Origin of the sequence: Fischerella muscicola PCC 7414 (assembly GCF_000317205.1) — a bacterium.
GTDB classification, from domain to species: domain Bacteria; phylum Cyanobacteriota; class Cyanobacteriia; order Cyanobacteriales; family Nostocaceae; genus Fischerella; species Fischerella muscicola.
The window spans coordinates 28,372-52,516 of the sequence record NZ_AJLK01000086.1 but is presented as its reverse complement, the minus strand read 5'-3'; the positions used below and the strand labels follow the sequence as shown (position 1 = coordinate 52,516).

22 protein-coding genes and 2 pseudogenes are annotated in these 24,145 nt (G+C 40.8%); 18 read left to right on the top strand and 6 right to left on the bottom strand.

The features are described 5' to 3' along the window. Window positions 1–290: 290 nt before the first annotated feature. Window positions 291–488 carry a hypothetical protein gene (locus UYI_RS0112890; RefSeq protein ID WP_016867073.1) on the top strand — a complete coding sequence of 66 codons (198 nt, stop codon included), beginning with the start codon at window positions 291–293 and terminating at the stop codon, window positions 486–488. A gap of 155 nt (window positions 489–643) precedes the next feature. On the opposite strand, the pseudogene UYI_RS32530 reads toward UYI_RS0112890, so the two are convergent. The 4 genes and pseudogenes from UYI_RS32530 to UYI_RS0112865 form a co-directional block, all read right to left on the bottom strand. Then, a pseudogene (locus UYI_RS32530) lies at window positions 644–2,630 on the bottom strand (amylo-alpha-1,6-glucosidase). A 659-nt stretch (window positions 2,631–3,289) separates the two neighbouring features. Further along, on the bottom strand, window positions 3,290–4,933 hold the full coding sequence (locus tag UYI_RS0112880) for an acetolactate synthase large subunit (protein WP_009455855.1): 1,644 nt from the start codon (window positions 4,931–4,933) through the stop codon (window positions 3,290–3,292). Window positions 4,934–5,045: 112 nt separating this feature from the next. Continuing rightward, a complete protein-coding gene (locus UYI_RS0112875) occupies window positions 5,046–6,413 on the bottom strand; it encodes an NAD-dependent succinate-semialdehyde dehydrogenase (RefSeq protein ID WP_016867072.1) in 1,368 nt (455 codons plus the stop codon). A gap of 315 nt (window positions 6,414–6,728) precedes the next feature. After that, window positions 6,729–8,336 (bottom strand): adenylate/guanylate cyclase domain-containing protein, encoded by a 1,608-nt coding sequence (locus UYI_RS0112865; RefSeq protein ID WP_016867070.1) that lies wholly within the window; start codon window positions 8,334–8,336, stop codon window positions 6,729–6,731. Between UYI_RS0112865 and UYI_RS37640 the strand changes: the two genes are divergently transcribed. Continuing rightward, on the top strand, window positions 8,335–8,634 hold the full coding sequence (locus UYI_RS37640; protein ID WP_016867069.1) for a hypothetical protein: 300 nt from the start codon (window positions 8,335–8,337) through the stop codon (window positions 8,632–8,634). The genes UYI_RS0112865 and UYI_RS37640 overlap by 2 nt on opposite strands. A gap of 330 nt (window positions 8,635–8,964) precedes the next feature. Here the strand turns inward: UYI_RS37640 and UYI_RS0112855 are convergent, their stop codons facing one another. After that, window positions 8,965–9,507 (bottom strand): COP23 domain-containing protein, encoded by a 543-nt coding sequence (locus UYI_RS0112855; protein WP_026085927.1) that lies wholly within the window; start codon window positions 9,505–9,507, stop codon window positions 8,965–8,967. Window positions 9,508–9,912: 405 nt separating this feature from the next. On the opposite strand from UYI_RS0112855, the gene UYI_RS0112850 reads away from it, so the two are divergent. Both UYI_RS0112850 and UYI_RS0112845 read left to right on the top strand, forming a co-directional pair. After that, window positions 9,913–10,128, top strand: a complete 216-nt coding sequence (locus tag UYI_RS0112850; RefSeq protein WP_016867067.1) for a hypervirulence associated TUDOR domain-containing protein — start codon at window positions 9,913–9,915, stop codon at window positions 10,126–10,128. A gap of 10 nt (window positions 10,129–10,138) precedes the next feature. Next, window positions 10,139–10,471 (top strand): DUF3140 domain-containing protein, encoded by a 333-nt coding sequence (locus UYI_RS0112845; protein ID WP_016867066.1) that lies wholly within the window; start codon window positions 10,139–10,141, stop codon window positions 10,469–10,471. A 17-nt stretch (window positions 10,472–10,488) separates the two neighbouring features. Here the strand turns inward: UYI_RS0112845 and UYI_RS38945 are convergent. Further along, window positions 10,489–10,690 (bottom strand): annotated as a pseudogene (locus UYI_RS38945) (hypothetical protein); the annotation flags it as partial. A 194-nt stretch (window positions 10,691–10,884) separates the two neighbouring features. Between UYI_RS38945 and UYI_RS0112835 the strand changes: the two are divergent. The 14 genes from UYI_RS0112835 (at window position 10,885) to UYI_RS0112780 (ending at window position 24,086) form a co-directional block, all read left to right on the top strand. Continuing rightward, on the top strand, window positions 10,885–11,727 hold the full coding sequence (locus UYI_RS0112835; protein ID WP_016867065.1) for a YaaW family protein: 843 nt from the start codon (window positions 10,885–10,887) through the stop codon (window positions 11,725–11,727). A gap of 100 nt (window positions 11,728–11,827) precedes the next feature. Further along, window positions 11,828–13,207 carry an O-antigen ligase family protein gene (locus tag UYI_RS0112830; RefSeq protein ID WP_016867064.1) on the top strand — a complete coding sequence of 460 codons (1,380 nt, stop codon included), beginning with the start codon at window positions 11,828–11,830 and terminating at the stop codon, window positions 13,205–13,207. Window positions 13,208–13,482: 275 nt separating this feature from the next. Further along, window positions 13,483–13,878: a hypothetical protein gene (locus tag UYI_RS32525; protein ID WP_016867063.1), complete on the top strand. Its 396-nt coding sequence runs from the start codon at window positions 13,483–13,485 to the stop codon at window positions 13,876–13,878. 292 nt (window positions 13,879–14,170) lie between these two features. Continuing rightward, window positions 14,171–15,868 carry a TM0106 family RecB-like putative nuclease gene (locus tag UYI_RS0112820; RefSeq protein WP_016867062.1) on the top strand — a complete coding sequence of 566 codons (1,698 nt, stop codon included), beginning with the start codon at window positions 14,171–14,173 and terminating at the stop codon, window positions 15,866–15,868. A gap of 44 nt (window positions 15,869–15,912) precedes the next feature. Beyond that, entirely contained in the window at window positions 15,913–17,100 is a 1,188-nt protein-coding gene (locus UYI_RS0112815) for an esterase-like activity of phytase family protein (protein WP_016867061.1), read from the top strand. A gap of 431 nt (window positions 17,101–17,531) precedes the next feature. After that, complete coding sequence (locus UYI_RS37635) at window positions 17,532–17,720, top strand: hypothetical protein (protein ID WP_146007602.1); 189 nt, start codon at window positions 17,532–17,534, stop codon at window positions 17,718–17,720. A gap of 103 nt (window positions 17,721–17,823) precedes the next feature. Continuing rightward, entirely contained in the window at window positions 17,824–18,159 is a 336-nt protein-coding gene (locus UYI_RS0112810; protein ID WP_016867060.1) for a cation:proton antiporter subunit C, read from the top strand. Then, complete coding sequence (locus UYI_RS0112805) at window positions 18,156–19,580, top strand: cation:proton antiporter (RefSeq protein WP_016867059.1); 1,425 nt, start codon at window positions 18,156–18,158, stop codon at window positions 19,578–19,580. The genes UYI_RS0112810 and UYI_RS0112805 overlap by 4 nt, the downstream gene beginning before the upstream one ends. Further along, window positions 19,577–19,969 carry a Na+/H+ antiporter subunit E gene (locus UYI_RS0112800; protein ID WP_016867058.1) on the top strand — a complete coding sequence of 131 codons (393 nt, stop codon included), beginning with the start codon at window positions 19,577–19,579 and terminating at the stop codon, window positions 19,967–19,969. Before UYI_RS0112805 ends, UYI_RS0112800 begins: the two co-directional genes overlap by 4 nt. Then, window positions 19,966–20,229, top strand: coding sequence for a hypothetical protein (locus UYI_RS0112795; RefSeq protein WP_016867057.1), 264 nt, complete (start codon window positions 19,966–19,968; stop codon window positions 20,227–20,229). Before UYI_RS0112800 ends, UYI_RS0112795 begins: the two co-directional genes overlap by 4 nt. A gap of 104 nt (window positions 20,230–20,333) precedes the next feature. After that, window positions 20,334–20,612 (top strand): monovalent cation/H(+) antiporter subunit G, encoded by a 279-nt coding sequence (locus tag UYI_RS34815; RefSeq protein ID WP_071588835.1) that lies wholly within the window; start codon window positions 20,334–20,336, stop codon window positions 20,610–20,612. Beyond that, window positions 20,605–21,189, top strand: a complete 585-nt coding sequence (locus UYI_RS0112790; protein WP_016867056.1) for a DUF4040 domain-containing protein — start codon at window positions 20,605–20,607, stop codon at window positions 21,187–21,189. Before UYI_RS34815 ends, UYI_RS0112790 begins: the two co-directional genes overlap by 8 nt. Then, on the top strand, window positions 21,189–21,848 hold the full coding sequence (locus tag UYI_RS0112785) for a Na(+)/H(+) antiporter subunit B (protein ID WP_016867055.1): 660 nt from the start codon (window positions 21,189–21,191) through the stop codon (window positions 21,846–21,848). The genes UYI_RS0112790 and UYI_RS0112785 overlap by 1 nt, the downstream gene beginning before the upstream one ends. A gap of 543 nt (window positions 21,849–22,391) precedes the next feature. Further along, a complete protein-coding gene (locus UYI_RS0112780; protein ID WP_016867054.1) occupies window positions 22,392–24,086 on the top strand; it encodes a serine/threonine protein kinase in 1,695 nt (564 codons plus the stop codon). Window positions 24,087–24,145 lie beyond the last annotated feature (59 nt).

Below are 24,145 nucleotides of genomic sequence, written 5' to 3'. Positions count from 1 at the left end.
ATAAAGACCAGGACACAATACGTATTTAAAAAGTCGAATTAACGCCCCTCAATTCCCGAAGCGGGGAGAAGAAATCTTACTCCCTCCCCGAAACGGGGAGGGTTGGGGAGAGGTTCTTATGAAGTGGACTACTACTAACTGTTGGTGTCAGGTTTTTCATTAATTTACATTATCGTTATTATATTGCTAATTTAATAGTTGGTTATTGCACGAAAGTAGCATTTCAATTTACAAACAAATAAATTTATAGAATTATTGATTCAGAAAACAATTCTACTTTGAGGAAAAAAATGCAGAAGTTAAAGCAAAAATTAAATACTCAAACACCACAAAAAGTTGAAAGCACCCAACTTTTTGAAGAGTTAACAGATAGCGAGACAGAGAAAGTCTGTGGAGGTGTTACTGAATTAGAGCTTAATGATTATAAAGCTGATTTCAAATTTGCCAAAGTTGAGTTTACAGCAGAATTTCTAACATTGAAAATCTGAAATAATGACTGGAAAAGTAAAACACTCATGCTTAAATATTCCAAACATTTAAGCATAGGAATATTTATTTTTTGCTTGATTTTCCGCCAGAGAAGTTTTTTCTACTGGCGTTTTTTTAAATTTAAGCGATCGCACAAGGGCGTTTTTACTCATTGTCAAACAACTTCAGTTGCCAACCAAGCCCGTAGCACTTCCGCCACTGTCCAAGCCTGAGCAATACAACCCCGCGCGGTCATGGGGGGGATTACCATCAAAGATTTCGCTGAGACTACCAATACCGTGGGCGTGCAGGTGATTGGCCATTGGTTCCAGAAATTGCCGCGCTTGGGCAGGGTCTTTGTAAACTCGCAGATGTGCCTGTACAAAGGGGCCAATTAACCATCCCCACACTGTCCCTTGATGATAAGCACTATCTCGTTGCAGCTGATCACCTCCATAATGTCCCCTATATTGCGAATGATCACTTGCAAGCGATCGCAATCCGTGGGAAGTTAGCAAATTCTGGGCGCAAGCGTCAACTACACCTTTTTGTTGGCTTGAGTTCAGAGGGCTTTCAGGTAAACAGACAGCAAAAATTTGGTTGGGGCGTAGGGACGGGTCATCGCCATCAGGCCCATCAAGGACATCGTAACAATAACCTGTTTCTTGATTCCAGAAGCGCGAGAATCTGACCAAAGCCCGTTCAGCGATCGCCTCATACTCTCGGTGAGGTTTACCAATATGGCGAGCAAAGTTAGCCATTGTCCGTAAGGCATTGTACCAGAGGGCATTAACTTCAATCGGTTTGCCAATCCGGGGCGTGACTACCCAGTCCCCAATTTTGGCATCCATCCAAGTCAGCTGCACTCCCACTTCCCCAGCGTAAAGTAGCCCATCTGCTGCATCTAGATGGATATTGTAGCGAGTGCCGCGACAGTGCCAGTCGATGATATCTGCCAGGATGGGAAATAGTTCTTCTAAAAGATCATCATCTTCTGTAAAGTTATAGTAAGCCTGTAAAGCTTCAAAATACCACAAAGTAGCATCAACGGTATTGTATTCCGGTATTTCCCCCGCATCTGGAAAGCGATTTGGCAGCATTCCCTGATTTACATATTTAGCAAAAGTGCGGAGAATAGAACGGGCAATTTCTGGGCGACCTGTAGCCAGGGTCAGTCCTGGTAAGCTAATCATCGTATCCCGTCCCCAGTCACTAAACCAGTGATAGCCTGCGATGATCGTTTTGCCATGAATTTCATCTGACCACGAACGATCAACAATAAATTGGTCGGCTGCCAAAACTAGATGGTTCACCCAAGCAGGAGTTTCTTTGGCATGGGAAGGGCGGTTAGTTTTCCAAAGGCTAATTAACTTTTGCTCTTGGGTATGGCGGAGTCTGAGGGTTGTTTCGCCATGTAGGTCTGGTTGCTTGTCTGTGCTAGCAACAAAGGTTAGAGATTCACCAGCATTGAGAGTAATTTGGAAAGTAGCAGCGTGTAAATGGTCTTCCTTGTCGCTCAATCCTCGGTAGCGTTCTACTGCTAAGTGAAATCCATAATACCAATTATGTACAGGAACAGCACTAGCATTGTCGCACAGTAAATAAAGCGGTACAGCAGTGGGAAAGGCTGTCACACAAATTCCTTGGGGAACTGGTTCAACACTCATTTGCCAACCGTTGCTTTGGGTGCTGCCATGATAATCGCGGTAGTTGACTAATGCTTTCAGCGTTAGCTGTAACGGCATAGAAGCACGGCGTAAGACATATCGGACATAGGTAGTGTTAGCACCCTGCTGCATCCAAATTCGCTTTTCTAATAGCGCATCAGCACAGGCAAAATGCCACACAGGAGTAGTGCCTTCCAAAGCAAAACGTTCTATGTGTAGATAGCCATTAGGACTGACTATTTCGTCAGCCCAACGATTTGTATGTAAAGGATAAATGCGATCGCCATACACAGCCGTTTCATCCAGCTTTGCCAACATCAGGGTACGACCCAAAGGTGGCTTTAAGGTTGCTACTAGTAACCCGTGATAGCGACGGTTGAGCAAACCTGCTACTGTACCAGATGCGTATCCACCGATACTATTAGTTACTAGCCACTCCCGTGATTCTGCTAAATCGAGAGTGCCACATACTTCCCTGCCAAATTCAATGCACATATCACCGCATACCTGTATGGAATCGCTATTTTGATTAGCCGTCGTGATTTTTACATCAGATTGAGAAGCTAATTAAGAGTTGCTAAGAAAAAACAGAGTAAAAAGGTAATCAATTGTGTAGAAAATTTAGCTAAGTAAGTCAACCATAAAAAACATAAAATAGACCTCACCCCCAACCCCTCTCCATGGTAAGGTTACGGTATACACACAAGTCTTGCTTACCCCACCCTAACCCTCCCCTTGCAAAGGGGAGGGAACAGTTCTCCCCTTTGCAAGGGGGGATTAAGGGGGTAAATCCAGCCTTTGGGCTTTCATAACCAACATATGTGTACACTGTAGCCTTGGTAAGGAAAGGGGAACCAAAGGCGGGGTGAGGTTTTATATTTAATTTGGTTGAACTACTTAATACTATTAAGGAAATGGGGAACAGGTATTTTCATCCTTAGTTGTGGGATTTTCCTATGTATTGACTAGTGGACTGTCTAGACTAAAATAGTGCATTAATAAACCGCATGAGGCAACAGAGAACACACCAGATAGAAGAAGAGATTGATTGCAACATTTTAGCCTTGACACGATACTACAGTGATTTTATTTTTACTATTAGTCATCAGTCATTCATTATTTACAAATGACTAATGACAAATAACTAATGACAATTACAGCACGCAATTCAATTCGCCGGCTTTTTGAGTAAAGCGAATGTTTTCTCGATAGTCTACAGGACAATCTATCACTGCTGGGACATCTTGAGCCAGGGCTTCTTTGAGGATGGGAACTAATTCGGTAGCGTCTTCTACACGATAGCCTTTTAATCCCATACTTTCTGCTAATTTGACAAAATCTGGGTTGCCAAAATGCACAAAGGATGACCTACCTTTACCAAATTGATTTTCTTGTTTCCACTCAATTAGACCATAGCCACCATCATTAAAAATTAAGGTGACAAATGCTGTACCAACACGCAAAGCAGTTTCTAATTCTTGGCAATTCATCATAAAGCCGCCATCACCAGTTGCTGCGACAACTTTACGATTAGGATGAACAAGTTTAGCTGCAACTGCACCGGGGATGGCAATTCCCATTGCCGCAAAACCATTAGAAATAATGCAAGTATTGGGACTATAACAATGGTAATGACGGGCAATCCACATTTTGTGTGCGCCGACATCAGAAATGACAATATCTTCTGGTCCCATTACCTGTCGCAAGTCGTAAATTATTTTTTGGGGCTTAATAGGAAACCCGTCATCCTTAGCATATAGTTCATAATCAGCACGAATATTGGATCGTAAACTGATAGCGTAAGGATTGGGTTTACCCTGGCGGTCTGCTACTTTTAAAATTTCATAGAGAGAATCAGAAATATCGCCAACAACTTCCACGCTGGGAATGTAACTACTATCTATTTCTGCTGGAGTTGCTGCAATATGAACGATGGGAATTTGACCATCGGGATTCCATTTTTTCGGGGAAAATTCGATTAAATCATAGCCAATTGCTATGACCAAATCTGTGTTATCAAAGCCACAGGTAATAAAATCACGTTGTTGCAATCCTACAGCCCACAATGCCAAAGGATGGGTGTAGGGAATCACTCCTTTACCCATAAATGTGTTGGCAACAGGGATATTTAATTGGGTGGCAAACTGAGTAACAGCATCGCTGGCTTGGTCACGAATTGCACCATTTCCCACTAAGATGATTGGATTAACTGCCTGAGAAATTATGGCTGCGGCTGACCGAATACTAGCAAAAGAAGCAAAAGTTTTTTCAATATTATCCTTATGTAAGGGTTTGCCTTCTACTGGCATAGCGGCAATATTTTCTGGTAGATCAATATGAACTGCACCTGGTTTTTCACTTTGCGCTACTTTGAATGCTTTGCGCACTACTTCTGGTGTAATACTAGGTCGCACAATCTGTTTATTCCATTTTGTTACTGGAGCAAACATCGCCACCAAATCTAAATATTGATGGGATTCGATGTGCATTCTATCTGTTCCGACTTGTCCGGTAATTGCCACTAGTGGCGCACCATCGAGGTTAGCATCGGCAACCCCTGTCATTAAGTTTGTTGCCCCTGGTCCTAAAGTTGAAAGACACACTCCTGCTTTTCCTGTCAGACGTCCGTAGACATCCGCCATGAATGCCGCACCTTGTTCATGACGAGTGGTAATAAATTGAATGGAGGAGTGTTTGATCGCTTCCAAAACGTGCAGGTTTTCTTCGCCAGGGAGTCCGAAAACGTATTGCACCCCTTCATTTTCTAAGCACCTTACTAATAACTCTGCTGTATTCATTGAACTTCCTCACTAGCGAAAAGATTTAGGAGTAGATAGTGGTTAGTGGTTAGTGGATAGTAGTAAAGAAAAAACTACTAACTACTAACTACTAACTACTAACAATTCCCAATTATTTAACCCACACAGTTTTAATGTTGACGAACTCATGTATACCTTGGATACCTAATTCCCTACCATACCCAGAACGTTTAATACCGCCAAATGGTATACGGGGATCGGATTTCACCATGCCATTGATAAATACCGCGCCTGCTTCGATTTCATCAATAAAACGCTGTTGTTCTTGGGAGTTGGTTGTCCAAGCACTTGCACCCAATCCAAAGGGTGTAGCGTTTGCTAGTTTAATTGCTTCATCAATATCGGGTACGCGGAATAATAAAGCTACTGGCCCAAAAAATTCTTCTTTGGCGATCGCACTATCTGGTGAAAGATCGGTGATCATCGTTGGTGGAAAGAAGTTACCAGGACGATCAGCCAAAGGCTGTCCCCCAATCAGAACTTTTGCCCCTGCTTTGACACAAGTTTGCACTTGTTGCTCCAGGTCTTGGAGAATATCAGGTGTGGCTAGTGGTCCAACATCGGTGTCTGGTTGCATAGGATCGCCTACTTTCAGTGCTTGGAATTTTTCTAGCAGTAGCTTTTCAAATTGATCTGCGATCGCTTCTTGGACAATAAAGCGTTTCGCAGCAATACAAGATTGCCCGTTATTGAGCATTCTTGCTGTAGTTGCAACTGCAACTGCTGCTTCCAAATCAGCACTTTCTAACACAATAAATGGATCGCTGCCACCCAATTCTAGAACTGTTTTCTTAATTTGTTTACCAGATGCAACAGCAAGTGATATGCCAGCTGGTTCACTGCCTGTTAAGGTAGCAGCTTTGATGCGCTCATCACTCATTAAATCGCCAACTTTCGCACCAGGGATTAACAAAGTTTGAAATACACCTGTGGGAAAACCAGCTTTCTGAATAATTTCCTCAATTGCTAAAGCACACTGCGGCACATTAGAAGCATGTTTGAGTAAACCGACATTTCCTGCCATCAGTGCAGGTGCTGCAAACCGGAATACTTGCCAAAAGGGAAAATTCCACGGCATCACTGCCAGGACAATACCTAATGGCTGGTATTTGACAAAACTTTTAGTGGCATCGGTTTCCACGTAGGTATCAGCGAGAAATTGGGCGGCGTGTTCGGCATAGTAGCGACAAACCCAAGCACATTTTTCGACTTCAGCGATCGCACTTTTGTAGGTTTTGCCCATTTCTAGGGTCATCAACTTCGCCAAGTCTGCTTTTTCTTGCTCAAGAATATCAGCAGCTTTGTCAAGCCAGCGCGATCGTTCGGAGAAACTTGTCTTGCGGTAATGCTCAAAAGCTTGTTGAGCCAAATCCAGTTTGGCGGCGATTTCAGCATCACTATGGGGTTCAAAGTTTTTGAGCAATTCCCCTGTGGCAGGGTTAATGGTGGCGATAGGCATAGCCAACCTCCCGTAAAAAATAATTTAAGAAAGTGCAAAAGTCACTTTTGCAAAAGGTCTATTCTAAATGCTTACCCGTGTTCATACTGTTAGCTTCCATAAAGATTTTAGACTTTTCGGCAAGACTTGGTTGGCAAATGTTAATTTTTCGCAATCTAAATGCATTAAAAAATACAATAACGTAAGTAATTCTATGTATTGGTTGGTTGTTGGTTGTTGTTTGTTGATTGGAACAAACACCAAACAACTATCAACCATCAACTATCAACCATCAACCATCAACCATCAACCATCAACCATCAACAAACACCCAAATTAATGCAATTTCGTCTGATACACCTTAACTAAGCGATTGATGCCTTTAAACCGATAATCTCCCATTTCATGGAAGTATGCAGGTTGGGAAAGCATTTTATAAGTGGCTTCACTGACGACACATTCACTAGGGGGACAAACTGCTTCCATACGCGCAGCTAAATTTATCGTCGCACCCAGAGCAGTGTAATCTACTCTTTGAGAACTGCCAACATCGCCAACCACAGCCTTACCACTGTTAATGGCAATGCGTAATTGCAGTGGTTCTTGCCAAAAATTACTAGCGTTGAGATGTTCCAGACGCGTGAGCATTTTCAGGGCTGCGGACACGGCGCGATCGGCGTGATCTGATTGTGGTTCGGGGGCGCCAAAAAATGCCATGATGCAATCGCCAATATACTTATCTAAAGTGCCGCCGTAGGCAAATACTTCTTTTAACATCTCCTCAAATAATTTATTAAGCAATTCCGCAATTTCTCTAGCGGTGAACCGTTCGGACATGGCAGTAAAACCTACAATGTCCGCAAACAAAATACTAATTTCACTTTCTCGAGGGGCTAAGCGTCCATCTGGTAATGCTCCCACTGCGATCAACTGCTGTACAACTGCTGGGGAGTGATAGCGTTCGAGTCTATGACGAATGACTTCTTCACTTTTGAGTTTTTCTGCTAATAACCAACGTTGGACACTGGAAGCGACAAGATTTGCCAAAGCGGAAAAAAAGCTGAGTTCTTCTTCACCTTCTTTTGCCCAATGGTAGGAAGAAAGATGAGCATCGGCATAAAGCACACCAACCACCTTATTTTCATCCCACAAAGGCACAGCCATAGCGCTGCGAATGTCTTTAACCAAAATACTGTGTTCGCCAGCAAAACGCTCATCATGCTGGGCATCAGCAGTTTGAATAGCAACTTTTTCTTCAAAGACTTTTTGACAGATACTACGACTGATCCAACTGCCATCGTTAGGTAGATATTCGTATTGACAGGTGCTTCTAGTCGCAGAACTTAATATTTCTAATTTGCCACTACCACTGACATCAATTAATAGTGCCAAACGATCAATACTACCTAAGTAACGAAAGACTACTTCTTGAACTTGAGAGAATATCTCTTCTATAGAAGTCGCAGCAGAGAGATTTTTAGCTATATCAACTAAGTCTTTGAGGCGAGCAATACTTTTATCTTTATTACTGATATCACCATTGTTACTATCAGCTTGTATCCATTGCTCTTGCAATTGTTTAACGTTGTGAAAAATAGTTCTGTGTTCGGCTGTGTCAACCTGTTTAGGCATGATTGTTTCTACAGGTTCCGCCAACAGTACCAGAACACTCACATCTCCCAGCCAAATTATGTCACCGTGACGCACCGGTTGGGGAGAACTGACAAGGCGATCATTCAACTGTGTGCCATTTTTGCTGCCCATGTCCTCAATAGTCCATATATCAGCAGCTGTTTTGATCAAACGAGCGTGCCAACGGGAAACACCCCCAAAGGGCAAGTACAAATCACACTCCGGCAACCGCCCGATGGTGAAGACATCTTGATTTACTGTTACTGTTCTTTCTGTATTTCCCTGTTGTAAACGCAGTTTGAGTTCAGTCATGGTTGTGATTGAAGAAAAAAGGCAGAGGAGCCACTGCACCCTTGGAGGTTCCCGAGGGCTGGATCTGAGCTTGTATCCGGCGAATATTGCCCGTTCCGTTGTAGCACGTGGCGTGGCAGAGGGCAGAAGGAAACAATTGCAGGGGCAAATTGAAAAGAGGCGTGGGGGATATGCCAGAGTTAAACCCTTATTCTTTATGGCACTCTCTAAGCCATTCCGACAACTAAGTAAGTCGGTAGGGTCGCCATTTGCCCTTTGTCATTGGTTATTAGTTTTTCTCCACGTCCCTCTGCGCTGACCTCCGCTAACTGGTGCGTTTTTCTACTTGCCACTTACGCAAAGCTGTACTAAGTTTTTCCAATATTCGGGAAAATAATATGCTTGCGGTTACAGAACAACCAACATTGAGCAAAAAGCTGGTGATCAGGCTATACAGATTGGCAATATTTGCCCTCTACTATGACTAATTCTCATCACATTCTCATTCTCCAAAAAGCACTAATACGCCACTTGTTCGGCTCTATTTTTACTTATTTGAATAATGGTGACTGATTGATGCGTAGTAAGTTTAGACAGCAAAGCCTTGATCACCATATTCATAACTGTGGGTGAACAGCAGGTATAAACATTATGGTTCAGGCTTTATACTGTTGAGATACGTATCAAAATCAACATAAATTTGGGTATTATCACTATTTTGATTGAGTATTCTCCCCGCCGCTAAACCACCACGATCTAACAACCTTTCCACAGCCTGTTTTGCATTAGTACCACGTTTAAGAGTAAATAATAGATTATTGTTGTTGCAAGTATCGTATGTGGTAGCAGCAGCACATACAACAGGTTGTCTATTCAACGTACCAGAGATAATGGTTTTGAGAGTACCGTTATCATAGCTTCTTTGAAATCTATCCGATACTTCTCTACAGCGTTGTATAGGAGATAACGTAGAGGAGAAGTAATTGTTCGGAACCCAGCGTATCATTGGTATTTTCCTTCCACTGTTAGTCTTGGCAAATGTCGTCGGATAACCTTTGCTAACAGCACAAAAGAAGGTTGTACCACTGGCATAACTAGGCTGATGGGTAATTGCAGCTATGGTAAATGCAGTCAGCAAAGCAATACCAGAAACTCTCGCAACTTTTGTCAATATGGAACTACTACTGCTCATAAAAAGTGCGTGAATAATTAAAAAGCGTAAATCCCACTGTCGTGGGGATATAAACAGCTACAAGTTTTATTTGTAGCATTTCGGAATCATGCTCAGATATATCAGTAAAAATAACATTATTTAATTTAAATCTGAAAATATTTAAATATATCTATAGCATATTTATATTCTAGTAAAGGTACTTATTTATACATAGCTTTCTAAGTATTCTTATCGCACCATCCACTCTATCATTAAAATGATCTCTAAGTGCGATCGCTCACAGGAAGATACAAGACTTTAGCCGAGAAATTTTGTTTCTTGGAATCTATATTGTTGCCTATTTTTATATCAATAGACTGATTAATTGTTAATTATGTTTTCAACATAATTAGCAAGTGTAAAAAAATAATAAGGACATAATCGATGACTGAAGAATTTAAAAAAGGAGATAAAGTGAAGTGGAACACTTCTCAAGGTGAAACTACAGGTGAAGTTAAAAAGAAACTTACCTCATCTACGGAAATCAAAGGACATCACGTAGCAGCCTCTCAAGAGAATCCAGAATACTTGGTGGAAAGTGATAAAACAGGCAAACAAGCTGCTCATAAACCCGATGCCCTTGAGAAAATAGAGGAATAATGATAGTTCTATGACTAAAGATGCAAAGTCAGTCATTGATGAGTTTCATGGCTCAGTGAATATGACAGTCAAAGAACTCCAATCTTGGCTGCAAACAAATGAATCTCAATCTGTTGGGCAAAAAGATGCAGACTCAGAGTCTATAGGACACAAATCTGGGAAACAAATTGTTAAATTATTAGAAAATAAAAAAGATGAATATAATGATGACGACATTTCGCATATGCAAAAAGTCATTAGTTACATTCATCGTCACTTAGCACAAAAACCCAATGGAGATGTGGAAAATAGACATTGGCGTTACTCATTAATGAATTGGGGACATGATCCTTTACAAAGATGAGAATAGTTAGTGCTGGGTTATCCAAACCAGTGAGACGGTTCACAACCTGGTTGAACTTTTTCACAGAGATGGCGACTGATCCAATCAGATTTTTCTTGCATGATTGAACAAAGTCTCTAAGTGTATTTGATACTCCAAGGGGCTACGAGGTAACTTGTAGTTTAGCCAACAAGCTTGCTTGGGTTCAATCGCACTATACATACAAGGGATACGGCTAAAACTGCCGTCTGCCTTCTGCCATCTGCCTTGTTTCTAAGTTAAGAGAGTAAGTCTAAAATATCCTCCAAATCAGCTTTTATGCATTATTCAAGCTATTTTCAAGTACGATCTGCTTAACAACAAACAAATGACTGCCGAAAGCTAATAGTAGAATAAGGTACAGGATAAAGCTGCATGGAAGGGAGGCAGGGAAATTGGATGAACTGAGGGCGGCACTCGAACTTGCAACCGAAGATGAATTGCAAGACTTAACGGCAATTCTGTTTAGCCGTAAGTTCAATCCCCTAGATTATGTTCAGACACCTGAACCAATAGAAATACAAAGCCAAGGTCGTGAAGCTTGGCTAGACGCACTGGAGGAACGCTTTCGTTTTTTGGCAGCCGATGGTGTGACGGTATTGCGAGGACGTACAAACCAGGTAACATATCGGCAAGCACTACTACAGGTATGTAAGCATTTAAAAATTCCTTATTCTCATGATTTATCAACTATTGATTTAGAAGCAGAAGTGTTTTTGCATCTGTTAGGGCGGGTGTGGAAAAAATTACCGGAAAAAGAAAAACAAAAATTAACTGCACAAGTGCAGCGTCAGTTGGCAAAATCACAACTGAATGAACCGCTACCACTTTCGTTGCAGCGTGATCCCTTGGGGTTAATTTTAAAAGGAGGTAGCGCTTTAGCTGTCACCTCCGTGATCCAGCCACTACTGCTGAAGCAAATTGCCCGTCAATTTGCGATGCATTTTGCTGCCTATCAAGTCACCAAACAAGCCGCACTCCAAGGTGGAGCTGCTGCTACAATGCAGTTTCAAAACTACGTTACTTTGCAGATGGCGCGGCGGGGTATGGCTGTAAGTGCAGCCCGTTATGGTGCTGTTAGGAGTGTATTTGCATTTTTAGGGCCGATGATGTGGGCTTGGTTTTTTGCGGATTTAGGATGGAGAACGATCGCTGTTAACTATGGTCGAATCATTCCAACTATCTTCGCTTTAGCTCAAATTCGACTCACTCGTGCAGAATGTTGGGAAATAGCTTGACGAATTAGTCACTGGTCATTAGTCATTGGTTATTAGTTATTGATTATTGGAATATTAAGAAACAACTGACAATAAACAATAGACAAATTACAGATGACTAATGACTAATGACAAAGAACAAATGACCAAGTATAAATTACCTTTTTTACGTCATCCTGACTCTAAACTGCAATTTTTGTGGAGTTCCGCCCAGGTAGGATTGCTAATCTTTCCATTACTTCCATTGTGGGGAAGCGTGCTTTTGGGTGTAGCATTGTTAGGAACATGGCTGATAAAATACCGCAGTATTATTCGTCAACCTCATAATTTAGGATTTACGCTTTTAAGTATATTGCTCGTCATTAGTACTGTCTTTGCTTTTGATCAAAAGGAGGCAGTTCTTGGTCTATCGAATTTCTTGCCATTTATTTTATTTTTTGCAGCTTTTAGTGTCTTAATTCAAACACCGCAACAACTGCGGCAGGTATCTTGGATTCTAGTGAGTACTTCTGTATTAGTGGTTTTGATTGGTTTAGGGCAATTGTTTTTTGGTTGGAGTACATCACAATACTGGGAAAGGATTTTTGGTTGGGCGATCGCATCAGGAGGAAACCCACCTGGTCGTATGGCTTCTACGTTCATGTACGCTAACACTTTGGCTGGCTATCTAGTCATAGCTTTTGTGCTGGGGTTAGGTTTATGGTTAGAAGAATATCGCAACTCAAAAGTTAAAACTCAAAACTCAAGAGTCATTAGTTATTCTCCCTTGCGTCTTTTTTCTCCCACTCTCTCACTGCTTTTCCTTACCTTAGTAGTAATTGTTGATTTTGTGGGATTGATTTTAACCAACTCACGTAATGCATGGGCGATCGCTGTTTTTGCCTGTTTAGTTTATGCACTTTATCAAGGTTGGCACTTTTTGGTTGCTGGTGTTACTGCTATAGCCACAACTATACTTTTAGCTGCTTTTGCTCCTCAACCGATCGCTGAATTATTTCGCAAATTCGTACCTGCTTACTTTTGGGCACGGTTAAATGACCAAATGTATCCAGATAGACCAGTAGCCCTCCTGCGCAAAACTCAGTGGCAATTTGCCTGGACATTAACTCAGCAACGTCCTTGGACTGGTTGGGGTTTACGCAACTTTACCCAACTTTACCAAGCAAAAATGCATATTTGGTTGGGCCATCCCCACAACTTTTTTTTGATGCTATCTGCTGAAACAGGATTGCCCGCAACTTTTTTATTTTGCGCTTTACTGGGCTGGATATTTATAGCAGGTATGCAACTGTTGCTAAATTCAAAAACTCTCAAAACCGAAGACAGATTAATATTTTTCAGTTATCAAGTAGTATTTGGAATTTGGGTGTTATTTAATACAGCAGATGTTACTCTTTTTGATTTGCGACTAAATACGCTTTCGTGGTTAATAATCGCTGCTATTTCTGGCGTAGTTTATCGCTATAGTCAGTACGATAAATTCATCGCTAAGCACATTTAGCGTAGTGAAAAACCTATTTTCGACATTATCTACTTATCTACCTGATCAATAGTGAGAAAAACTTAGGTATATACACAGGTGGCAGTTAAATATTGAGTTAATAAAATTACTAATATCACGTCTGTGACTGTGAGTGTGGCTAATCACACATTAGTCACTGTTGCTGATTGTTGGGAAGGTGTAGGTACACCCTTTGCGGGTGTTATCCTGCAAGACGGGCATCTCTAAAAGATGCCCTTTTCTATATTCAACATTTATAAACATAAATTTATACTATGAAATTAGCTTGTCAATTTATTGCATATTTATCATCTGCCTTAACTTTATTGATAAGTAATTTGCTTTTTTATTTACCTGCTAAAGCAGCAATTACTTGTTCTCCTGGCACCATTCAGAATTATCAAAATGGTTCGTTAGCAAGTTGTATCTTAGAAAACGATATGCAGATTCAATTGTACAACTCGAAAGCAGGCACATTAAATATTTCCTGTAAAGCCAAAAATTATATTTTATTTCACTCTGATGGAAATTTTAAAAGCTGCCTGATTAATCAAAACATTACCATCACGAAAGATAATTCTGTTGAAGTTTGCCCAGTAGAATCTACTCTAGAAGTGGAAATTTTAAAAGATGGAAACTTATCAATGAGTTGTCAAAAATTAGGTTACTGACTACCACATTGTACAAGAGGATGGTTAGCAACTATTCGGCGCCTATAATTCGCTATTATATAAACCCAGTCTATCTGTGCTGAGTAGAGAATCTCTGAAAATTTTTGCTGATAGACTATTAGAACTGTAGTATCTTAGAATAAGATAAGACTATACAAAAATTAACGCTGTTTGGTAGTCTGCTAAAGTTAAACAATACAAAAGTGTAATACCAGGAGTAGGACAACCAAAACTGGTTGCTTAAGTTCCAAAACCCCAAGCTTATAAGCCTTTGGGAGTTACAATATATTAAATGTTAATTAATGCTGAACTACTACTGCAATACCATCGCTGTAAGCGCCGGTCTTATTTAGATATTCACGGTGACTTCAGGGAAACAGATGGTGTCAATGACTTGCTCCTAAAGTTGCAGCGAGACAAAATCGCATACCAAAAGACTATCGTCTCACAGTGGAATTCTTGCCAACCCAGTTATCCCCAAGGAGACTGGCATAGAGGGAAAATAGCAACTGTGGAATTAATGCAGCAGGGCGTAGAGTGTATTTATCATGGTGTGCTGTTAACTCAGTACTCTGATATCCAGTTGCACTCATGTGAGTTGACAGATACAGAGAATATTACAGAAGCGGAAAATTTGCCAGCAATATCCTCAGTATCTCCATGTCTTCGTTTCCCTGTGTCTTCTTCCCCCGTTTCTCCTAATTTAGAAAGATATACCCTCTTAAGTCGTCCAGATTTACTTATAAAAAAGCCGGGACAATCTTGCTTTGGAGATTGGATGTATGTTCCAGTGAATATTGAACTAGGAAAACGGCCCAAGCTGGAGTATCAAACTGTAGCAGCATTTCACGCCCAAGTTTTGGCAATGGTGCAGCAAGCAGAACCAGAAACGCCTTGGCTAATTTTACGTGGCAAACAGACCAGATATCCAGTAGATTTGATGAGAGCGATGCCACAAATGCATCGCATGTTGTGGGAGTTAATTCAAACTCTGGAAAGACAACAAGCACCAGAGGTATTTATTAGTCGTCAAAAATGCAACCTTTGCCATTGGTATAGTAGTTGTTATGCGATCGCTCAATCTCAAAAACACCTCTCTCTACTACCAGGTATCACACCCGTTCGCTACACTCAACTACAAGCACTCAATATCACCACATTAGAATCTTTAGCACAAACAAGCCCAACTTTACTGGAAAATTTACCTGGTTTTGATAGCGAAGTCGCTTGTAAAATTGTCGTCCAAGCTCAAGCTGTATTAGAAAATCGCCCACTCATCCTACCTTGGCAAGACGAAATTTTAACATTGAGCGAAGATGATGTGACTGCAAATGAAACGATGGTAGTCAGTGGTAGTTACTCAAAACTGAATACACTGCTACTGTCTCCACAGCAAATAAATCATCTGAGTATTCATAATTCGCCTCCAGATATACCATTTACAGCACCGATTGAATTTTATTTTGACATTGAAGCCCAACCAGATTTGAATTTGGATTACTTATTGGGGGTTTTGGTTGTTGACAGACAAACCAATACAGAACAGTTTTATTCTTTGTTAGCAGAAAAGCCAGAAGACGAAGAATTAATATGGCAGCAATTTATAAATTTGGTGTGGCAATATCCTGATGCGCCAATTTATCATTTTTGCGTATACGAATCAGATACAGTCAAACGGCTAGGTAAACTTTACTGTACTCCCCACGCTGTTGTCCAGCCTATATTAAATCGGTTTGTAGATGTATATGAAAAATTAACTCAAAGTGTAGCATTGCCTGTGGAAAGTTACGCCTTAAAAGCGATCGCGCGTTGGTTGGGGTTCGAGTGGCGCAATCCAGAAGCAAGTGGTGCTAAGTGTATATACTGGTATGATCAGTGGTTAAGAACAGGTGATCGTACCTTACTAGAAAAAATTCAATCTTACAACGAAGATGACTGCCGTGCTACACGCAGCGTCAAAGACTGGCTAGTCAACTTTTTTGCGAACTGAGCATGGTATCGTATTGTTGACTTTTATGTTAGCAACGCTTACCCATGCAATTTTTCAGAAAAATCCTGAAAGTTCCCCAAATTATTTTATTTTTTCTGCCAATTTTAGTCATCATTTTATTCTTTAGTAATTTAAGCTCAGCTGCTGTTGAAATTGCAGATATAAAATTTATTGGTTCTGCTACTTTACCCAAAGGTTTTTTATTTCAAAAAACTGAAGTAGGAGGATTATCTGGTATCACCTATGATTCTAAAAATAATTTATATTATGCCATATCTGATGATCGTAGCAATAAAGCTGCTGCTCGTTTTTACACTCTTAAAATAGACCTAAGCAAAGGCTCACTTCAAGAGAGTGGCGTTACTACTGTTGCAGTCATCCCACTGCTGAATGAAGCTGGTAAAACATTTGCTGCTGGTAGTATCGATGCAGAAGGAATAGCCTTAACTAACAAGTCAACAGTATTTATTTCTTCTGAAGGTGATGCGAATCAATTAATCAATCCTTTTATTCAAGAGTTTTCTTTATCTTCTGGTAAAGCACTAACAACACTGCCTATACCAAAGAAATTTTTACCCGATAAAATTCGAAAACAAGGTATCCGCAATAACTTAGCTTTTGAAAGCCTGACAATTACACCCAACGAAAAAAATTTATTCACAGTCACTGAAAATGCTCTCATCCAAGATGGTGCAGAAGCGAAGCCAAGTACTAGTAGCCCATGTCGAATTTTACAATATAATCTATTTACCAATCAACCAGAAAAAGAATTTCTTTATCTCACTGAACCGATAGCACCATTTTTTAATATATCTCGCAAATTTGCTAGCGGCATACCTGATTTAATTGCTCTTGACAATCAAGGACATTTTCTGAGTTTAGAACGAAGTTTTACTGGTTTAGGATTTTATATTGCATTGTTTCAAGTTTCTTTAGCAGACGCTTCGGATATTCATAATGTCGAAAGTATTTTGGCATTAGATACAAAAAACATTAAACCAGTCCAGAAAAAGCTACTTTTTGATTTAAGAAAGCTTGACGTATTTTTGGACAATATCGAAGGTTTAACTCTTGGCCCCAAATTACCCAATGGACAGCGCTCATTAATTCTTGTCAGCGACAATAATTTTAATTCTCTGCAACGTACCCAATTTTTAGCTTTTGAACTTAAGATAGAGTCACCACTAATGAGGTTACTGCGTCGTCTGAGAAATCTTAATTTCCAACGCTAACACTGTTTGACTTGAAGTCTGATACACACAAGACAGTGGCGGGTTCCAATCCCAATAAACTTTGCCCAATTATGAACTTTTCACCTTTGTGTCTTTGTGTTTTAGTGGCGAAAAAAAATCATTTCATTAACTACAAAGACACTAAGGCACCAAGAGAATACATGATTTTAACTTACATTAGCAAAAGGCTAGGGTATAGGGATAAAGTAGGGATAAGCCTTAAACAAAAAGGCTTTTATGTTCAAAACCTTTGAAGCATTAAACCAGATTCCCATAATATTGTTGATGTAATGTGATTTGATGTATAGAGTTATATCAATGCATTTCCATCAAAAAATTATATGAAACTTTGTAAAAAAGAGGTACAAAAATAAGCGAAAATACTTATTGGGAATGGCTTTTGCGTCAGACTCAACAAGGAGTAGCGCCAATTGAAATACGCATTTGTATCAGCGATGCCAAAATGCTTTGAGTCATGGTGTGGTCGGTTTGACGAATTTTCTAGTCGGCAAACCCAGGATCAAGCGTTCCGTCCATATCTGGGGAGGGTGTTGGCAGAAAGTCAACGAACAGACTACAGTCCTAAAAAAACTTGTCTGGATAAAATCTTACAGCTATAGCTAACATACTTGTTCATTCTTAAGGAATTTTCAAAGTCCTACACAAATAGTTTATTTTTTCCCTATAAAGTTACGGTTAACCCTTATCCAACAGGCAATTCCCGTGTTAGAAGCATGTATATTTGCAACAATATTGTGCGGATTTTTCGGCATCATCCTTAAAAAGAACCTTGTGATGAAGATCATCTCTATGGATGTCATAAGTACGGGGGTTATCGCTTATTACGTGCTGATAGCATCGCGAGATGGCTTGTTCACACCTATTTTTTCAGACGTCAAAAATGTTGCTTACTCCGATCCGGTTCCCCAGGCGGTCATCTTAACGGCGATTGTGATCGGCTTTTCGATTCAAGCCTTAATGCTGGTCGGTGTCATGAAGTTGGCACGGGATAATCCCACATTAGAAAGCAACGAAATCGAGAAGAATAATACGCCATGAGTACCTTTACAATCGCCTGGATCGGACTCCCGTTTTTTGTGGGGTTCATTATTTATCTACTCCCCAAACTGGATCGCTATCTGGCACTGGGCATGGCCCTGGTTTCAGGTGGATATGCGTTGCTGCTATTTGCCGAACCACCACTGACACTGCAATTACTGGATAATTTCGGCGTCACATTAGCGATCAATCAATTGAGTGGCTACTTTATATTGACAAATGCCCTGGTAACGGCGGCGGTCATCCTCTACTGTTGGCACAGCGATAAGACAGCTTTTTTTTATGCCCAGACCATCATTTTGCACGGCAGTATAAATGCCGCGTTTGTCTGTGCGGATTTTATCAGTTTATACGTGGCGTTAGAGGTGAGCGGGATTGCCGCGTTTCTCTTAATTGCCTATCCCCGCAGCGATCGCTCGATTTGGGTGGCTTTGCGCTATCTCTTTATCAGCAACGTGGCAATGCTGTTTTACCTGGTGGGCGCGGTGCTGGCGTATAAGGCAAATCATTCGTTTAGTTTTGCCAGTTTGCGCGGGGCGCCTCCCGAAGCCCTAGCTCTGATCTTTCTGGGACTTTTGGTGAAGGGAGGAATCTTTGTATCGGGATTGTGGCTACCGTTGACTCATTCGGAAGCAGAAACACCCGTATCGGCCATGCTGTCGGGAATTGTGGTCAAGGCTGGTGTCTATCCGTTGGTGCGTTGTGCGCTGATGGTAGATGAGGTTGATCCGATAGTCAGGCTATTCGGAGTTGGGTCGGCGCTGCTGGGAGTGTTCTATGCAGTCTTTGAAAAGGATACCAAGCGGATGCTGGCGTTTCACACAGTTTCGCAGTTAGGCTTTATCCTTGCCGCACCGAAAGTAGGTGGCTTTTATGCACTGACCCACGGTCTAGTCAAATCGGCGCTGTTTCTGACCGCCGGAGCCTTACCTAGCCGAAACTTCAAGGAGTTGCAACAGAAGCCGATTAATACCGGGGTCTGGATTGCCCTAGTCATGGCCAGTTTCTCGATCTCAGGCTTTCCCATGTTGTCTGGCTTTGGGGCAAAGGTTTTGACAACGAAGAATTTGCTCCCTTGGCAAGCGATCGCTATGAACGTTGCGGCCCTGGGAACAGCAATATCATTTGCCAAATTCATCTTTTTGCCGCGTGGCGGACAAGCAGAGGTACGACGCGGTTTCTGGCCAGCGGTGATTCTGTTGATTGGTGGTCTGATTCTGGCAAATATTGTGTATTTCGAGGCGTATACCGTCGCGAATATTATCAAACCACTCGCAATTATCGGCGTTGGTTGGGTGGCATATTTTTTGATTTTTCAACGATCAGTACTCAAGCTGCCGCGTGTACTTGAGGAATTTGAGCATCTGATCGGGGTGATGAGTTTGATGTTGGTTCTGCTGTTCTGGATGGTGTTTGCATGATTGGGTATTTGAATCTGATATTGCGACTGGTCATCTGGTTTCTGCTCACCGCCAATCTGAGTGTGGCAAACATCATCATTGGTGTGAGTGTCGCTCTCCTGTTACCAGGAAGCCCCAAATCCTTAGGAAGATTGAAGGATTGGTTGCGGGCACTCTTTGAGGTCATCGTGGCAATTCCACAGGCCTACATTGAGGCTATTGAAATCATCCTTCGTCCCCATACCCAAGAAGATGTCACCTTGGAACGAGTCAAACCAGGACGGACGCCCGGACTCATATTTCTAGATATATTCCTAATTACCTTTACGCCAAAGACTATTGTCTTGAAATACCACGAAGATGGCTGGTATGAAGTACACCGAGTTCGACGGAGGAAGAACAAAGCATGAACTTGAACTTGGTACTGATTGCAATGATTCTGGCCCTGCTCATCCCCATCTACGAGGCATGGAAGGATGACAGTATCTGGCAGAAGATGTTGGCATTTTCAAGTATCGCGACCAAGACATCGGTCATGATCTTGGTGGTATCCGTTTTGCGTGATGATTGGATGATCGGTGTTGTAGGGGTAATTATCCTAAGTGTGGGAAATGCTGCATTAATGCTGCTGGCACATGTAATTAAACGAATGAGTGATGTATCAAATTGAGTGAGATAAGTACTTAGGCAGAATTAATTACACAAAACTGTATTTCTGTTCCCAGTTCCCTGTTCCCTTTCTCTACTAATAAATTTAATTTTGTCCAACTACTTATGATCAACCTGTTTAGCTATATCTGCATCGGCATCGGAATCGTCTTCTCGTTTTGGGGAACCTCTCATCTGCTCGGCAAGCGATCAGTATTGTTCAAGCTCCATAGTCTTTCCGTGGCAGATACCCTGGGATCGATGAGCATCATCTTTGGGTTGCTTCTGAAGATTCCCAGTGAATGGCCGTTACTTATCCTCGCCATTATCTCTTTGGCAATCTGGAATACGATGCTGGGGTATGTGTTGGCATACTGTTCCAGTAGAGGAGGTAATAATGATTGATAGCTATATCTATGTCATCATCGCTCTGCTGCCTTTGGCTGCGTCTATGCTGGTACTTCAGGTCAATCCATACCACGCCTTAGTCATCCGTGGCATCCTGGGAGCAGTGGCGGTATTGGTATATGCAGTTTTGGGAGCGCCGGATGTTGCTTTGACCGAAGCATTGGTGGGTACTATGCTTGCAATTACTCTCTATGCAATTACGGTGCGTTCCTCGCTGGTCATGCGTCTGGGCGTGATTAAAGACGAGTCGGTGGAGGCAGATGAAGATCACCATTTTGGGCAACTGATGGATGAGTTACGAACAATTTTTGGCAAACGCCATATGCGCCTTGAATTAGTAACCTACACAAATATGCAGGCTTTGCACCGGGCACTGCTGGACAAAGAAGTCCATGCGACTTGTAGCCGAGCAGAACACAGCGATCAAAACGGTCCAGTACCTGGGGACGAAGAGCGATCGTATCACACCACGACCAGGGTGCAACGCATCTATGAAATCATACAAAACGAACTTTCTTTACCAGGGACAACCCTAACTTATGTAAGTACACCAGAGTCAGGGGAGAAGCATTGATGAAATGGGTCTATATTATCGCAGGGATAGCGCTGTACGTCAAAATGCTCGTCATTCCCAACCCAGCACCAGACTTGTCAATCTCTATAGTCGAGTCCATTGTCCGAGATAGTGGAGTCCCAAATGCAGTTTCAGCGATCATTTTCAGGAATCGTCTGTACGACACTATCTTTGAAGTAGTTGTATTTACAATTGCGATCTTGGGTGCTAGTTTTCTGTTGGCGAATGAAAGACCGTCTTGTACAATCTATCAATTCACCGATCAACCATCAATTGTCCTGGCGCGCCTCGGAGCAACAATTGCCGCGTTGGTGGGTATCGAATTGGCGATTCGGGGGCATTTGAGTCCTGGTGGTGGTTTTGCAGCTGGGGTAGCGGGGGGAACGGCGATCGGTCTAGTGGCGATTACCTCATCATCGCAGTGGATGCAGGAAATTTACAAGCGCTGGCACGCCGCTACATGGGAGAAGGTTTCGGTTCTGATTTTCACTGTACTGGCGGTGATAACTTTGGCTGGAGTAGAATTACCGCACGGAGAATTGGGCGCCCTTGTCAGCGGCGGGGTTATCCCCATACTTAATATTCTGGTGGCAGTAAAAGTCGCGTTGGGGTCGTGGGCGGTTATTTTGGTTTTTATTCGTTATCGGGGATTGTTGTGAGATATCGCTGATTTCAATAGCGATCGCCTACAATCTCAAATGTCATTTGCAAAACCTTGCTCCTGTTGGGTAAGGTTAATTTTCTTCGTTCTACTCCACTTGATTCAAGTTATCAGCGCCTTACGGGCAACAACAGCGTTGAATGCAATACTACCTTTGTTAGCACAATAATTGCCAAAACACTAGTAATACGTAAACTTTGTACCATTACCGCAAACATTGTTTGTTCGCGGGTAATATCCTTAACTACAAATACTAACCACTAAAAAATCAGTGTAACTACTTATTTAATTCCCAAGATTAGTAACTAGCCCTTCAGTTTCAGTGTAATTTCTCATACTTGTTAATTCATAAATATGTTAAACCAGTTTTACAGGCGTTTTACATATTTTTACTGGGATGAGTTTGTCAAACTTTTATAATCACTTGTATTGATTTTTATAGTAAATAAATAAGGTTTAAAAATGTTGATTCGTTTTCACCATAAGATTATATATTAAATATTTTTGAAATATTATTAATATCCAAGGAATAATTTATTTTATGTTGCAAAATGAAATTCATCGTCAAGTTAAACAAAAAACAGAATTAGATGCTTATATTGGCAAATTTCTCAACAGTCGTTATCTGATTAGAGATTTAATTGGCAAAGGTGGAATGGGTAAAGTCTACCTCGCAGAAGATGTAGCAAAAGGTGGTATGCCAGTTGCAGTTAAGATTTTGTCAATGAATTTAGCTAATCAACAACTTTCTCAACGCTTTGCCAGAGAAATTTTTATTGGCGCTCAATTAGGACGCAAAAGTACACACATCGTTCGAGTATTGAGTTATGGTGTCACCGAAGACAAAATCCCCTATTATGTCATGGAGTATTTGCAAGGAAAAAATCTTAAACAAATTTTGAAGAATGAGCATTTAAAAATACCAAGATTTTTAGAAATTTGTCATCAAATTTGTTTGGGTTTACAGTGTGCTCATCAGGGTGTCAGTATTAAAGGAGAAATTTTTCCAGTTATTCACCGAGATATTAAACCAGAAAATATATTTCTTACCGAAGATGATAGTAAAGATAAGATTGTCAAAATTTTAGATTTTGGTATTGCCAAATTTTTAACTGAGCGTGCTGGAATTACCCTAGCTGAATCTTTTATTGGTAGTTTACCTTATTGTTCTCCAGAACATATGGAAGGACGTAAACTCTTAGATGTGCGTTCCGATATCTACAGCTTAGGAGTTTTGATGTTTGAAATGCTAACAGGCAAACATCCATTCCAAATTAAAAGTAATTCTTTTGGTGATTGGTATCAAGCTCATCGCTTTGAAATGCCCCCTATGTTTGAAGATATAGCACCTCAGATATCTATACCCAAGGAGCTAAAAAAATTAGTAATGAGTTGCTTAGCTAAAGAAGTAAGCGATCGCCCTCAAGATATTAGTCAAATATTAGTAGTATTAGAACAGTTACAGCGTAAATATAATAATCTTATTTCTGATAAGCAGAAAAATATTCAAAATCAAGAACTATTACATTTAGTACCTGTTACGTCATTATCTGAAAAATTTTGTTTACAGAAGAGTTGGCCGAAAAATCAACCAATAGCTCCAATTTGTTTTTCACATTTATTACCCACTGAACAAGGAAGCGTACCTACTTTTTGGGCTATGTTAGCTAAAAAAGAAATCGCTAAATTTATAGATAAGAATAATTATACAGAATTTATCTTTCAAAAAAATCTATATCCTATTATCTTGTGGATAACTGTTTTATCAGATGCACAAGTTCAACTGACACGATGGCTATCTTGCTTTTTAGATTTAAAAGATACTAAAGGGCAAAAACTAGTACAAAGTTTAGTAAATACTGGATACTACCATCTACTCTTTTTCGCCTTAGAAGATCCAACAGTTTGTGTAAATGTCATCACCTTAACTCTGAGTGCATTTCAGCGTCAGCAACTATTAGATTGGTTGGATTATAGCCAAAAGCTCAATACAATATCTTCTCTTCCTGAAAGTAAAACAATTTTGAAAACAGAATATGAAAAAATTAAACCCGAGATTTTGCAAAAGCTTGTAAACAAGCAAAAACAAACAAGATTTAATATTAAATATTGGTTACTTAATTTCTGTGATCATATCTTAAGCTTATTGCCACATTATTCTTTTATTGAAGAAAGCAAAACTACAAAAGAAGGCAAAACTAAAAGACAATTAGTAGGAGATTCAAACCCTCATTAATCATAGGCGGTAGCCTTCGTATAGGGCTTAAAAAAATAAATTACGCCCCTGGGAAGCAG

What these genes read in the sequence shown, in the direction of transcription:
- UYI_RS0112890 (WP_016867073.1), top strand. Translation starts at nt 291, where the DNA reads ATGCAGAAGTTAAAGCAAAAATTAAATACTCAAACACCACAAAAAGTT.
- UYI_RS0112880 (WP_009455855.1), bottom strand. Translation starts at nt 4,933, where the DNA reads ATGAATACAGCAGAGTTATTAGTAAGGTGCTTAGAAAATGAAGGGGTG.
- UYI_RS0112875 (WP_016867072.1), bottom strand. Translation starts at nt 6,413, where the DNA reads ATGCCTATCGCCACCATTAACCCTGCCACAGGGGAATTGCTCAAAAAC.
- UYI_RS37640 (WP_016867069.1), top strand. Translation starts at nt 8,335, where the DNA reads ATGGTTGTGATTGAAGAAAAAAGGCAGAGGAGCCACTGCACCCTTGGA.
- UYI_RS0112865 (WP_016867070.1), bottom strand. Translation starts at nt 8,336, where the DNA reads ATGACTGAACTCAAACTGCGTTTACAACAGGGAAATACAGAAAGAACA.
- UYI_RS0112855 (WP_026085927.1), bottom strand. Translation starts at nt 9,507, where the DNA reads ATGAGCAGTAGTAGTTCCATATTGACAAAAGTTGCGAGAGTTTCTGGT.
- UYI_RS0112850 (WP_016867067.1), top strand. Translation starts at nt 9,913, where the DNA reads ATGACTGAAGAATTTAAAAAAGGAGATAAAGTGAAGTGGAACACTTCT.
- UYI_RS0112845 (WP_016867066.1), top strand. Translation starts at nt 10,139, where the DNA reads ATGACTAAAGATGCAAAGTCAGTCATTGATGAGTTTCATGGCTCAGTG.
- UYI_RS0112830 (WP_016867064.1), top strand. Translation starts at nt 11,828, where the DNA reads ATGACTAATGACAAAGAACAAATGACCAAGTATAAATTACCTTTTTTA.
- UYI_RS32525 (WP_016867063.1), top strand. Translation starts at nt 13,483, where the DNA reads ATGAAATTAGCTTGTCAATTTATTGCATATTTATCATCTGCCTTAACT.
- UYI_RS0112820 (WP_016867062.1), top strand. Translation starts at nt 14,171, where the DNA reads ATGTTAATTAATGCTGAACTACTACTGCAATACCATCGCTGTAAGCGC.
- UYI_RS0112815 (WP_016867061.1), top strand. Translation starts at nt 15,913, where the DNA reads ATGCAATTTTTCAGAAAAATCCTGAAAGTTCCCCAAATTATTTTATTT.
- UYI_RS0112805 (WP_016867059.1), top strand. Translation starts at nt 18,156, where the DNA reads ATGAGTACCTTTACAATCGCCTGGATCGGACTCCCGTTTTTTGTGGGG.
- UYI_RS0112800 (WP_016867058.1), top strand. Translation starts at nt 19,577, where the DNA reads ATGATTGGGTATTTGAATCTGATATTGCGACTGGTCATCTGGTTTCTG.
- UYI_RS0112795 (WP_016867057.1), top strand. Translation starts at nt 19,966, where the DNA reads ATGAACTTGAACTTGGTACTGATTGCAATGATTCTGGCCCTGCTCATC.
- UYI_RS34815 (WP_071588835.1), top strand. Translation starts at nt 20,334, where the DNA reads ATGATCAACCTGTTTAGCTATATCTGCATCGGCATCGGAATCGTCTTC.
- UYI_RS0112790 (WP_016867056.1), top strand. Translation starts at nt 20,605, where the DNA reads ATGATTGATAGCTATATCTATGTCATCATCGCTCTGCTGCCTTTGGCT.
- UYI_RS0112785 (WP_016867055.1), top strand. Translation starts at nt 21,189, where the DNA reads ATGAAATGGGTCTATATTATCGCAGGGATAGCGCTGTACGTCAAAATG.
- UYI_RS0112780 (WP_016867054.1), top strand. Translation starts at nt 22,392, where the DNA reads ATGTTGCAAAATGAAATTCATCGTCAAGTTAAACAAAAAACAGAATTA.